The 11,572-nt window shown below is 57.9% G+C and carries 8 protein-coding genes; 7 read left to right on the top strand and 1 reads right to left on the bottom strand.

What is annotated here, in order from left to right; translation table 11 throughout:
• Nucleotides 1-614: 614 nt before the first annotated feature.
• Nucleotides 615-1,217, bottom strand: a complete 603-nt coding sequence (locus ACSSNI_RS11600; protein ID WP_200640114.1) for a hypothetical protein — start codon at nt 1,215-1,217, stop codon at nt 615-617.
• Between the two features lie 313 nt (nt 1,218-1,530).
• On the opposite strand from ACSSNI_RS11600, the gene ACSSNI_RS11595 reads away from it, so the two are divergent.
• The 7 genes from ACSSNI_RS11595 (at nt 1,531) to ACSSNI_RS11565 (ending at nt 11,560) form a co-directional block, all read left to right on the top strand.
• A complete protein-coding gene (locus ACSSNI_RS11595; protein WP_200640115.1) occupies nt 1,531-2,202 on the top strand; it encodes a recombinase family protein in 672 nt (223 codons plus the stop codon).
• Complete coding sequence (locus ACSSNI_RS11590; protein WP_200640116.1) at nt 2,189-2,425, top strand: DUF4224 domain-containing protein; 237 nt, start codon at nt 2,189-2,191, stop codon at nt 2,423-2,425. The genes ACSSNI_RS11595 and ACSSNI_RS11590 overlap by 14 nt, the downstream gene beginning before the upstream one ends.
• The gene (locus ACSSNI_RS11585; protein ID WP_200640117.1) at nt 2,425-3,576 is read left to right on the top strand and encodes a site-specific integrase; all 1,152 of its coding nucleotides are present in this window, start codon (nt 2,425-2,427) and stop codon (nt 3,574-3,576) included. Before ACSSNI_RS11590 ends, ACSSNI_RS11585 begins: the two co-directional genes overlap by 1 nt.
• A 398-nt stretch (nt 3,577-3,974) precedes the next feature.
• A complete protein-coding gene (gene hsdR / locus ACSSNI_RS11580; protein ID WP_448259344.1) occupies nt 3,975-7,439 on the top strand; it encodes a type I restriction-modification system endonuclease in 3,465 nt (1,154 codons plus the stop codon).
• Nucleotides 7,440-7,583: 144 nt separating this feature from the next.
• A complete protein-coding gene (locus ACSSNI_RS11575; protein WP_200640118.1) occupies nt 7,584-8,576 on the top strand; it encodes an Abi family protein in 993 nt (330 codons plus the stop codon).
• 37 nt (nt 8,577-8,613) lie between these two features.
• Nucleotides 8,614-10,161 carry a class I SAM-dependent DNA methyltransferase gene (locus tag ACSSNI_RS11570; RefSeq protein ID WP_200640119.1) on the top strand — a complete coding sequence of 516 codons (1,548 nt, stop codon included), beginning with the start codon at nt 8,614-8,616 and terminating at the stop codon, nt 10,159-10,161.
• On the top strand, nt 10,154-11,560 hold the full coding sequence (locus tag ACSSNI_RS11565; RefSeq protein ID WP_200640120.1) for a restriction endonuclease subunit S: 1,407 nt from the start codon (nt 10,154-10,156) through the stop codon (nt 11,558-11,560). The genes ACSSNI_RS11570 and ACSSNI_RS11565 overlap by 8 nt, the downstream gene beginning before the upstream one ends.
• Nucleotides 11,561-11,572: the final 12 nt, after the last annotated feature.

Here is an 11,572-nt window from a genome sequence, read left to right as displayed (position 1 = left end):
CATGGTCGACCCTTACGATGAAATCCTCGAAATCATAGCAAGGGTTTGATCAGACGTTTTTACACACTCTGGGCCGGGAGCAGCCCTCCATCAGAGCCCCATGCTCTACTCGATCAGCATCGCTAAATTGGCAGCTGCTGCGGGAGAAGCTGAATCAATCCTGGCAGAGTAAACCTGATGCATTGCTGGCAGTCTTACAGACGCTACGCGCCAACTTATCCACTCTCGCCTGCCCTGGCATCGCCGCAATCATCCGCTGCGCGACACGGGGTAGTTACTTCTTCCTAATGCCTCTTTTCACTTCTACGGTACAGGCTGGTGCGTAGCGTCCAGAGGTAGAAAAATCCGTTCCCTTTAATATCTCTAAGGATGAAGGTCGCGCTTTTTTGCACACTACGCAAACTAGGCCGGCGTGCGTAGTAGCATGGCAATGCGCTGGAGGCCCCGTGGCTTCTGGGCCTCACAGCTTCTACCCTTGTTTTGAGCACCTCTGCGTAGAGGTTGGCTGCGTAGCTGACCATAAATTACTACGCATGAGGATCATGGCACTACGCAGCAGGTTTAACCGGTGCGTAATGGGTCGCGGGGTGTTGGTGTGAACCGTAAGACTGCGTTTAGGCGAGTTCTTGGCTGCGGCTAACCAGATTAGTCAGCGGCTTGAGGTCGCGTAGTCCTTGCGCCTCCACGTCCGCGAGCACCTGCCGGCATCGTTCTATCGAGGTCGTGCATTCAGCCAACGCCTTTGCTCCACGCTCCAGGCAATAAAACTCTGCTTTTTTCATGGCGCGATTGTCTTTGGCTGCACGGCGCAATTTCGCCAACAATCCCTCGTAGTAGATGGCGATATCTCGCACCTCTATTGGCAGAGCCTTGAAGGTGGAATTCGGATAACGGTCCCCATTACCCTTGGGCAGCTCCCGGGTGACGTAGCGCCCTGAGGGTATCCGCGCGTTCTTTCGCAGCCCTTCTACGGTGCGTTTCGACTGGGGAGTGTCCATCACCGGCACTTTTTTGCACCAGCTCGCGGACCATGAACCTGGGGAATGAACTCGTACGCTGATCAACAGATGTGTATACAGCTCTCGCTCAGTGATCGGACTGCGGATCACTGCGCTGATGCTAGCCAGATACGCCTTGGCGATTTCCATGCTTGCACCGTACATTTGATAGTTGAGCTGATCTAGTTCTGTTTCGGACAACAACTGAATGCTTGGCATGGCACCTCCTATTAGTGGAGGCATCAGGATGGCAACCGCCGGTGCTCATTTGGCTCGGTATTCGACCACATTCTTGTCAGATAAGAAATCTGTCCCAGTATTCCCCGCCACGCCCTCCCGTTGCCGCACTCCCTCCGTTTTGGCAACAGCGTCGTTACTCGACGAAAAGATCTGCTGTGTTGCTAGGCACCGTCCATATTGGCAGTACCAAAAACGGTCGTTTATGTAACAGCGCACCAGCGCCCGTTGTGGGCTTGGGTTTTCGTCTTCCCGTGTCAAGTTTCCCGTACCGATATCTATGCAGGAAATTCGTATGGGAAAGCGGATTGGTTATGCCCGAGTGTCAACCGACGACCAAAACCTCGACCTTCAACGTGATGCTATTTCCTTGGCTGGGTGCAGCGATGTCTATGAGGAAACTGTTAGCGGCAGGTCATCACATCGTCCGGAACTTACTCATTGCCTGAAGGCATTGCGCCCTGCCGATACCCTTGTGGTATGGCGGCTCGATAGATTGGGGCGGTCACTGGCGGACCTCGTGCGCATCATTGGCCAGCTGGACGCCGTTGGGGTTGGCTTCGAATCCATCACGGAGCGAATTGAGACCAGCAGTGCCGCTGGCAGGCTGATCTTCCACGTGTTTGCCGCTCTAGCCGAGTTCGAGCGCAACTTGATTCGTGAACGCACCAGGGCGGGTCTAGCTGCCGCCCGAGCCCGGGGGCGCAAAGGAGGCCGCCGACCGTCTTTGGATCCCCAGCAGATACGGGAAATTCGAGCCCTGCTACGCGACCCGGATATTCGGGTTATGGATGTCGCTGCCCGTTACGGGGTTTCACGCACAACCCTCTACCGGCATGTCGATGTCAACAGCCTTGAATCTTCGAAACTTACAAAGAAGTGGCGAGATAACGCCAAAAAAACAGAGCTCGGTGACATTAAATGGGTGTCGGCAACTGAACAGGAGACACGCCATGCCGACAGCTAAACCCAATGGCCCCCAGTCGCTACAACCGGGCCTCGTTGGCTTTGAAGCCCTTAGAGCGATCACCGGCTATGAGCGGCGCTCTGACATTGAACGCTCGTTACAGGCGCAGGGCATCAGGTTTTTCTATGGCCGGCACGGGCTATGGACGACGCTTGCGCTGATCAACTACGCCGGTGGAGCAGGTGCTGGCCACTCAGAGCTATACGACGCGGAGATCCTCTAATGAAGAGAGGCCGCCAGCGTAAGCCCAACCCGAACATACCAAAGCACATTGACCAGAGCTCCCTGCCACGTGGCATTTACTATGATGCGCGTGGTTCGGGTGTCTGGTACACGCTGTATCCAGATGAAGGAGGTAAACAGCGCCGCAAGAATTTAGCCGGCCCAAAGACCACGCTATCAGAACTGCATCGCCTGATGGAGGAACGATCGGGTGTAGACCGAGACAGTTTGGCCTATCTCGCCGAGCAGTATCATCAGAGCCAGAAATTCAGAAGCCTGGCCAAGAAAACACAGGAGAGCTACTGCTACTCACGCGATGTTCTGATCGCCATACCGACCAAGCTAGGCAAACCTCTAGGCGAGCTGGCTGTTCGTAAGTTCACTCCATCGCTAGTCCAGCGCGTGATTGACCGAATCGCCGAGGAAGGTAAACCATCTAAAGCGGCGCATGCGCTTCGATACCTCCGGCTTCTCATGCAATGGGGCCGCAACCGCGGGTACGTGGAAACAAACCCAGCCCAGGGCATTGAGGCGCCCAAGGAACGTAAACAGCGAAGGCTTCCTGAGCCAACCGTAATGGCAAATATAATTAAGTTTGCGCAGCAACAAGGCAGACTTGCGCGAGGGGAAAAGGGCGCCTGCGCTCCCTACCTTTGGTACGTCATGGAGATTACATATCTGTGCCGTCTACGTGGAATCGAGACGATAACCTTGACTGACGCGAATGAGACCCCCGTGGGCGTACTCACGAACCGACGCAAGAACAGCCGCGACAATATAGTGCGCTGGACGCCACGCCTACGAGCAGCGTGGAATGCTGCCAAGGAAGTAAGGGCCTCGATCTGGTCAAGAAAGAAGATGCCAGTCTCACTCCGACCTGATCAGCGCAGAATCATCGTGGCTGCTCATGGCGGAGCACTGAAAAAAACGAGTTTGGATACTGCATGGCAGCGACTGGTGAAACAGGCCATCGATAAGGGCATCATGACGGCCGAGCAACGCTTTGGCCTTCACGATTTTAAACGCAGGGGGATCACCGACACCTTGGGCAACAGGGCTGACAAGCAAGAAGCGAGCGGTCATCGCGATGCTTCGATGCTCGATGTCTACGATCTAAGCGTGCCGATTGTGGATCCGGCGGGGATAGACTGAGTCTTCGCGGGTTCGATAGCAGCTCATCGGCTTCACCTACCGTACCGTACCCGAACCGAGACGGCCGTTGCAGTCCAGTGGCGTTCGGTGCATTGGAGCAGGTATAGCCTTTTTAGTGCGTCCGGTTGCTTTGAGCCAGTCCGGGGAAAAGCAACCTTGATGCACCTTAACAACCAGGTAAGTGATGCTCCAAGTTTCACGGCAACACTGAACTAATGCACCATTTCGATACTGCGCCGCCTCAGGCATAGATCAAGCTGCATCAGTTTCTAAGTTTCCTACTTCTTCCTGCGCCATTCACCGGTTCAGTGGTTACCGTCAGCGTTGTTCGTCTGGCATCATCATCCTGATATCAGACCGAATCCGGGATAGCCGGGAACGCTTTCAAAGGACGGAACATGGCCGAAAGCAGTAACTTCGCCTTTCTCAACGAGCACGACCCGGTCTTCTTGCAGCTCGCCAACACGGCCGAGCGCGTGTTTGCCAGCGACCCAAACACCACGCTGATCAAGCTGCGTCAGCTTGGAGAGGCGTTGGCGCAGGATCTGGCAGTGCGGGCCGGCATCGAGTTCGATGCCACCACCTCCCAATCCGATCTGCTTTTCCGCCTGGGTCGGGAAATTCAGCTCGACGGCAACATCCGCAACCTGTTCCACACCCTGCGCATTGAGGGCAACAAGGCCACCCACGAATTTCGTACCCAGCACCGCGAGGCGCTAGACGGTCTCAAGGTCGCGCGCGCGTTAGCTATCTGGTATCACCAGTCTTTCGGCAACGCCGGCAGCGGCTTCAAGTCTGGCCCGTTCATTACCCCCTCTGACCCAAGTGCTCCGCTGCGAGAGCTGCAGGAGCAGATCGAGAAGCTGCGCGCCGAGCTTGGCGACAGTCGGCAGCAACTAGAAAGTAACCATCAGCTAGCTGAGCTGCTTGCACAAGAAAAGGAAGAGCAAGCCAGCCTCGCCGGACAGATGCACGACGAAGCGCGCGTCTATGAGCAGATTGCCCTGGAGCACGACGCAGCTCTGGAAAGGACCCGTGCCGACTTCGAAGCGCGCCTTCACACGCTGCACAAACAGCTGGAGGACCAGCCGCAGGCCGCACAGCAGGTTGCCCGCAAGACTCAGCAGGCCAGCAGTCAGTTCGACCTCAACGAAGACCTCACCCGCATCCTCATTGACCAGCAGTTGAACGATGCCGGATGGGAAGCCGACTCTCTCGATCTTACCTATGGCAAGGGGGCGCGCCCGGAAAAAGGTAAGAACAAAGCCATTGCCGAGTGGCCGACGAGCAAGCCGAAACAAAACGCTGACTACGTGCTGTTCGCTGGCCTCACCCCGGTCGCCATCGTTGAAGCCAAACGCAAGCGCATCAACATTGCCGACCGCATCCCTCAGGCCGAGCGCTATGCCCGCCAACTGATCATCACCAATGATCTGCAGCCAGCCGGACCAGCAACCGGCTGGGCTGACGGTCAGGACAGCCACTTCCATGTCCCGTTCGCCTTCGCCTGCAACGGCCGACCCTTCATCAAGCAGCTCGCCGAACAGTCCGGAATCTGGTTCCGTGACCTACGCAGCCCGGCCAACCTGCGGCGGCCGCTACAGGACTTCCACACGCCTGACGGTCTGCGCGACCTGCTCAAACGCAGCCGCGAGGAGGCCGAGGCGAAACTCCAGCAGGAAGGCTTCGCCTACCTCAAGCTCCGTGACTATCAGGAAAACGCTATTAAGGCCGTCGAGCAGGCGCTGGCTAATAACCGCCGCCAGTGCCTGCTGGCCATGGCCACGGGCACCGGCAAGACGCGCACCATCATCGGCCTGATGTACCGCCTGCTGAAAGCCGAGCGCTTTCGACGCATCCTCTTTCTTGTCGACCGCAGCGCTCTCGGTCAGCAGGCCATCGAGGCCTTCAACGAAGCAACACTTGAACAGAACCACACGCTGGCACAAATCTACGACATCAAAGAACTGGGCGACATGGCCGCCGAGGCTGAAACACGCGTCCAGGTTGCAACTGTGCAGGCCATGGTCCGGCGCATCTTCCAGTCGGACAACCCGCCGCCCATCGACGCCTTCGACTGCATCATCGTCGATGAAGCCCACCGTGGTTACACACTCGACCAGGAGATGACCGAAGGCGAGCTGGCGGTGCGTGACTTCAGCCAATACCTCTCGCAGTACCGTCGCGTGCTTGACTATTTCGACGCCTGCCGCATCGGCCTCACCGCCACGCCGGCCAAGCACACCAGCGAAGTCTTCGGCGCCCCGATATTCACCTACAGCTACCGCGAGGCTGTGGCCGACGACTGGCTGATCGACCATGAACCGCCGATCCGCTACCAGACCCTGCTCAGCCAGAACGGCATTCACTTCGCAAAAGGCGAGAGCGTCAGCGTCATCGATACAAGCACCGGCGAGGTCGACGTAGCCGAGCTGGAGGACGAACTCGACTTCGAGATCGAATCTTTCAACCGCCGCGTAATTACACCCGGCTTCGACAAGGTGATTTGCGAGCAGCTAGCCCAAGAACTCGACCCTTTAGGCGACGAAAAGGCGATGATCTTCTGCGTCAACCAAGCTCACGCCGAGCGCGTGAAGAATTTGCTCGACGAAGCCTTCAAGGAGTTCCACGGAGAGGATTACAACCAGGCCGCCGTGCAGATCATCACCGGGCAGAGTGACAAGGTTGTACAGCTGATCCGCCAGTACAAGAACGAGCGCTACCCGAGCATCGCCATCACTGTAGACCTGCTCACTACCGGCATCGACGTGCCGCGCATCTGCCATATCGTCTTCATGCGCCGGGTGCGCTCACGCATCCTCTATGAACAGATGAAGGGCCGCGCCACCCGCCGCTGCGACGAGATCGGCAAAACCGTATTCCAGATCTACGACCCGGTTGATCTCTACGCCAGCCTTGAGCCAGTGGACACCATGAAGCCCCTGGTGAAAGATCCGAGCATCAGCCTAGAGCAGCTGGTCAACGAGTTGACCAACCCGGCCAGCCTCGACGCGCCCGGCAGCCAACCAGACAGCAGCCATGCGCACGATGTGCTCGACCAGCTCAGCCAGCGGGTCATGCGCATCCTGCGCAAGGCCAGCCACAAGGCCGAGAGCAAGCCGACCCTGAAAGACAAGCTCGCCGAACTGGAAGAGACTTGGGGGGTGGCGCCGGACAAACTCCACCAGCACCTGCACGGGCTCGGCCCGCAGCAGGCCGCGCAGTTCGTTCGCCAGCACAGCCAGCTACTTGAGCAGCTCGCTACGGTCAATGCCCTGCTCGGATCGGAAAATTACCCGGTGATCTCCACCCATACGGACGAGTTGATGGTCCGCGAGCAGAACTACGGCGCCAACCAGAAGCCCGCCGACTACCTGGAAAGCTTCAACGACTTCATCAAGAACCAGCTCAACCAGTCAGTAGCGCTCGGCGTGGTGGTCAACCGCCCGCAGGACCTGACCCGCGAACAACTGCGCGAAGTGCGCCTGCTGCTCGACGGGCACGGCTACAGCGAGGTGAACCTGCAGAGCGCCTGGCGCAACCAGACCAACCAGGAGATCGCTGCCAGCATCGTGGGCTTCATTCGCCGCGCCGCTCTTGGCGAAGCCCTGCTGCCGTTCGAGCAACGCGTTGCCAAAGCCATGCAGAAGATTTACACCCTGCAACCGTGGACACCGGTCCAGCGCAAATGGCTGGACCGCCTAGCCAAGCAGCTGGTGCACGAAGTGGTGATCGACGAGAAACAGATTGGCGAAGCCTTCAGAAATGACGGCGGCAGCACTCGGCTGGACAAGATGCTCGGCGGTCATCTCGCGGTGGTTTTGGAAGAGATCAACGGCCACCTATGGACGCAAGCAAGTTGAAACCGGTGATCGCTTTCAACCCTGGCTCTTGCAAAAACTGACCGTAATGAATAGTCTTGCGCGCAATACACCCGCCATGCCTATGGCTGCCTCGGCAGTTACGCACAAATTGAGCGGGTTTTTTATGCCTGTAGGTTTTGTCGCATGAGAACCTTCGACAAACCCGCTATCGATATTGACGAGCAGATCGCGCTGCTCAAGGCGCGCGGCTTGCAGATCCAAGACGAAGCGCGCGCCCGGCACTTCCTGGAAGCGGTCAGCTTCTTCCGCTTGACGCCGTACATGCGCCCCTTTCAGCTCGTCGACGACCCACAGCATGGCTTCCGTTCCGGTACAGGCTTTCGCAACCTGACCCGTCTCTACGATTTTGACCGTCGCCTACGCCTGTTAACGATGGACGCTGTCGAGCGTGTGGAAGTCGCAGCCCGAGCGGTCATTAGTAACCACATGGGCCCTAGCCGAGGTGTTCACTGGTATTTGAACGCTAGGGTTTTTAAGCACAAGTATGATCATCAGCGCCTGCTCAATACCGTGCGTGAAAAGCAGGAGCGCGCTTTGCGCGATTATGAGCGCGAATGCGAAAACATCGACCGACTCTCCAACGACGATCGCAAGGCTCATCTGAAGCGGCAACGCGCCCACGAAAGCTATGCCCGCCACTATCCACTGACCTACAGAGAGCCGGAGTTGATGCCTGGCTGGGCAATGGTGGAAGAGCTAACGCTCGGGGACCTATCTCATCTCTATGCCGGTCTTGCACACGACTCTGATCGTAAAGCCATTGCACGGCGCCTGAATTTGGTAGCACCGCTGATGGAGTCGTGGTTGCACACCCTGACAACCATCCGAAACATCTGCGCCCACCATGCTCGCCTGTGGAATCGCGAACTAGGCATTCGACCCAAGCTGCCAGAAAAGCCCGGGTTTGCGTGGCCTGAGCACCTGAAAACAGGTACGCACAAACGCATGTATCCAGTCCTATCCATCCTCAATCACTTAATGCGCCAGACGAGCCCACATACCAGCTGGGACCGGCGCCTGCATGAGCTGCTGGCCGAGTTTCCCGAAGTTGACCTCCGTGCCATGGGCTTTCCGCTGGACTGGCAAGACGACACCTTCTGGCAGGCGCCCCACTGACGCCTGCTACCTAAATACTTGTTTGAGCGAGTACCCAATGACCAATTCCGACATCGTCCAGAAGCTCTGGAACCTCTGCGACGTCCTGCGCGACGACGGCATCAACTACAGCGACTATGTCACCGAGCTGGTGCTACTGCTGTTCATCAAGATGGAATACGAGCAGGTCCAGAACAACGAAAGCTTTGGCCACAAGCTGCCCGAAGGCGCGCGCTGGCCGGATCTCGCCGGCAAGTCCGGGCTCAACCTGCTCGACCACTACCGGCAGATGCTGCTGGACCTGGGCAAGAACCCAGACCCGCTGATCGCCGCCATCTATGCCGATGCCCAGACCCGCCTCAAGGAGCCGCGCCACCTCGAGCAGCTGATCAAGAGCCTCGACGGCATCGACTGGTTCAGCGCCCGCGAGGACGGCCTCGGCGATCTCTACGAAGGTCTGCTGGAAAAGAACGCCAGCGAGACCAAATCCGGCGCCGGCCAGTACTTCACCCCGCGCCCGCTGATCGACAGCATCATCCGCTGCATCAAGCCGCAGCCAGGCGAAACTATCCAGGACCCGGCCGCCGGCACCGCAGGCTTTCTTATCGCTGCCGATGCCTACATCAAGCAGCACACCGACGACCTCTACGAGCTGAACGAAAAAGACCGACGCTTCCAGCGTACCGACGCCTACGTGGGCGTCGAACTGGTGTCTGGCACGCGCCGGCTGGCGCTGATGAACTGCCTGCTGCACGGCATGGAAGGCGACGCAGAAGGCGTGGTGCACCTGGGCAACGCCCTCGGCCAGACCGGCGCCAGCCTGCCCAAGGTGGACGTGATCCTCTCCAATCCGCCATTCGGCACCGCCAAGGGCGGCGGCGGGCCTACCCGCGACGACCTCACCTACCGCACCGGCAACAAGCAGCTGGCCTTTCTCCAGCACATCTACCGCGGCCTCAAGCCCGGCGGGCGGGCCGCCGTGGTGCTGCCGGACAACGTCTTGTTCGAGGCCGGCGTCGGCACCGACGTGCGCCGCGACCTGATGGACAAGTGCAACCTGCACACCATCCTGCGCCTGCCCACCGGCATCTTCTACGCCCAGGGCGTGAAGACCAACGTGCTGTTCTTCCAGAAAGGCACGGCCGACAATCCACGCCAGGAAGAGCGCTGCACCAGCCGCGTATGGATCTATGACCTGCGCAGCAACATGCCCAGCTTCGGCAAGCGCACCCCTTTTGGCGCGCAGCACCTAAAACCTTTTGAGGATGCCTACGGGAATGACTCGTCCGGCCATAGCCCGCGTTCTGAAAACGTTGAAGGCATTGGCGAGCTGAGCCGCTTCCGTGTGTTTACCCGCGAGCAGATCCGCGAGCGCGGCGACTCGCTGGATATCAGCTGGCTGAAGGGTGCCGATAGCTTGAATGCAGCTGACCTGCCCGCCCCGGAAGTACTGGCCGGTGAGGCCATGGCCGAGCTAACCGAAGCCCTGCATGAGCTGGAAGAGTTGATGAAAGCATTGGGAGCTGGGGATGAAGTGGCGGCGCAGAAGCAGTTGGTGGCGGAGGTAATGGGGCTTTCGGTGGCTCAGGAGGCAGGTGATGAGTGAGCTTCCCGAGGGATGGATCATAGCCTCTCTAGAGGATATATCTTTGAAGGTCACCGATGGAACACACAAAACTCCAAACTACCTCGAATCTGGAGTGCGCTTCATCTCTATCAAAAATATACGTCCATACAAACCAATTGATTGGAATGTATACGAGCGCTATATCGCAAAAGAAGAGCACGCAGAACTTATAAAACGCTGCCACCCAGAGAAAGGAGACATAGTTTTCCCTCGAATTGGGACTCTTGGCTTCGCCAAAATCGTAGACTGGGATGATGAGTTCAGCATTTTCGTTGGTTTAGGGCTAGTAAAGCCTAATAGAAATATAGTCCAGTCAAAATACCTTGAGCATTATATGAATTCCCCATTTGTAGCTGAATACTCTCGGAGTAAGGCTACAGGTACTGGGAGAATGACTTTGGCGCTTGGGGACAGCAAGAAGCTACCTGTTTTCTTAGCTCCGCTAGCTGAACAAACCCGAATCGCTGCAAAGCTCGATAAACTGCTGGCCCAGGTCGATACCTTCAAAACCCGCATCGACGGCATACCTGCGCTGCTCAAACGCTTCCGCCAATCCGTCCTCGCCGCCGCCGTTTCCGGGCGGTTGACAGAGGAGTGGCGAGGTGGAGCCGCCAGTTCCCCCTTGTCGCAGCCGCCGCTAGTTTTCTTTGAGCGGGACCAAGGGGTTGCTCCCAACGGTTGGGACTGGGGAAAACTGGTGAGTCTCGCCGAGCTTGAATCCGGCCACACGCCCAGGAAGAGTGTCCCTGGTTACTGGGAAAACGGCGACGTTCCTTGGATTAGCCTGCAAGATATCCGTGCAGCCGACGGAAAGGAAATACTCGAAACTAAGTACATGCCGACGATGCTCGGCATTGAAAACTCTAGCGCACGCCTCCTGCCAAAGGGAACGGTCTGTTTTTCCCGAGATATCTCCGTGGGCTTTGTCACCATCATGGGACGACCAATGGCAACAACGCAGCATTTCGCCAATTGGGTATGCAAGGACCAGCTTCTTCCAAAGTACTTGATGTATTCCTTCATGGCTGGTCGGGATCACCTCTTGCAATCGGGCCAGGGCTCTACAGTAAAGACGATCTACATGCCTGCTTTGAAAGAGCTGCGGCTTCTGCTTCCTCCAATCGCGGAACAAACCGAAATCGTCCACCGCGTCGAACAACTCTTCGTCTTCGCCGACCAGCTTGAAGCCCGCGTCAAAACCGCCCGGGCGCGCATCGACCGTCTGACCCAGAGCATCCTAGCCAAGGCTTTCCGTGGTGAACTGGTGCCGCAGGACCCAGACGACGAGCCGGCCAGCGTGCTGCTGGAACGCATCAAGGCACAACGCACCGCTGCGCCCAAGGCCAAGCGCGGTCGCCGGGCCGCTACATCGGGCTAAGCCATCTCATCA

Source organism: Stutzerimonas tianxiuensis, from assembly GCF_053470365.1.
This window is presented reverse-complemented; position numbering and strand designations above follow the sequence as displayed.

Excerpts from the sequence above, each read along its gene's own strand:
- ACSSNI_RS11595 (WP_200640115.1), top strand. The coding sequence starts at position 1,531 with ATGGGAAAGCGGATTGGTTATGCCCGAGTGTCAACCGACGACCAAAAC.
- ACSSNI_RS11585 (WP_200640117.1), top strand. The coding sequence starts at position 2,425 with ATGAAGAGAGGCCGCCAGCGTAAGCCCAACCCGAACATACCAAAGCAC.
- ACSSNI_RS11575 (WP_200640118.1), top strand. The coding sequence starts at position 7,584 with ATGAGAACCTTCGACAAACCCGCTATCGATATTGACGAGCAGATCGCG.
- ACSSNI_RS11570 (WP_200640119.1), top strand. The coding sequence starts at position 8,614 with ATGACCAATTCCGACATCGTCCAGAAGCTCTGGAACCTCTGCGACGTC.
- ACSSNI_RS11600 (WP_200640114.1), bottom strand. The coding sequence starts at position 1,217 with ATGCCAAGCATTCAGTTGTTGTCCGAAACAGAACTAGATCAGCTCAAC.
- hsdR (WP_448259344.1), top strand. The coding sequence starts at position 3,975 with ATGGCCGAAAGCAGTAACTTCGCCTTTCTCAACGAGCACGACCCGGTC.
- ACSSNI_RS11590 (WP_200640116.1), top strand. The coding sequence starts at position 2,189 with ATGCCGACAGCTAAACCCAATGGCCCCCAGTCGCTACAACCGGGCCTC.
- ACSSNI_RS11565 (WP_200640120.1), top strand. The coding sequence starts at position 10,154 with ATGAGTGAGCTTCCCGAGGGATGGATCATAGCCTCTCTAGAGGATATA.